The sequence below is a fragment of the Streptomyces sp. ME19-01-6 genome (genome assembly GCF_033793745.1).
Lineage (GTDB): Bacteria > Actinomycetota > Actinomycetes > Streptomycetales > Streptomycetaceae > Streptomyces.
Window position 1 is genome coordinate 1 of sequence record NZ_JARAXF010000121.1, and the last position, 838, is coordinate 838.

The 838-nt window shown below is 61.7% G+C and carries 1 protein-coding gene; it reads left to right on the forward strand.

Annotated elements, in window-relative coordinates:
• A partial coding sequence (locus PV419_RS52930; protein ID WP_319701256.1) for a class I SAM-dependent methyltransferase occupies nt 1-838 on the forward strand: 838 nt, incomplete at both ends.

Here is an 838-nt window from a genome sequence, read left to right on the forward strand (position 1 = left end):
GATCGTTCGGGGGATGTGCGGCTGGTCGGCTATGTGGTGCCCTCCGAGCATGCCGAGCCCGATGAAGAGGCCAACGCCCACCAAGTCAACGAATGGCAGAAGATCTACGACCAGCACTACACGAATACGGCTGACCTGCTCCTCGGCGAGGACTTCTCCGGTTGGAACAGTAGCTATGACGGTTCGCCGATTCCATTGGAGGAAATGCGGGCGTGGCGCACCTCTGCAGTTGAGCGGATTCGTTCGCTCAATCCGCGCCGGGTGCTCGAGCTCGGCGTCGGCAGCGGTCTGTTGATGGCCAAGCTCGCCCCGGAGTGTGAGGCTTATTGGGGAACTGACTTCTCGGCCGCGGTGATCGAGAGACTGCGTGGGCAGATCGCGTCTGTTCCCGAGCTTTCGGGCCGGGTGGAGTTGCGCGGTCAGGCCGCTGATGTGGTGGCGGGGTTGCCGACGGATTTCTTCGACACCATCGTCATCAACTCGGTGTCACAGTACTTCCCGAACACCGAATATCTGGTACGTGTGCTAAGGCAGGCAATGGAACTGCTCGCCCCCGGCGGCTCGTTGTTCATCGGCGACATACGCAACATGTGCGCACTCAGGACCTTCCGCACCGCGATCGAGCTGGGGCGAGCCGGAACCGGCGCTGAGATCTCCGAGGTGCGCGCGTCAATCGAGCAGAGCATTGCGCTGGAGAGGGAACTCCTGGTCGATCCCGAGTTCTTCGCAGCTCTTGCGGATGTTCTGCCGGGTGTCGTGGCGGTTGATGTCCGGATCAAGGAGGGTGCCCACCACAATGAGTTGACTCGGCACCGGTATGACGTTGTGCTGCGCAAGG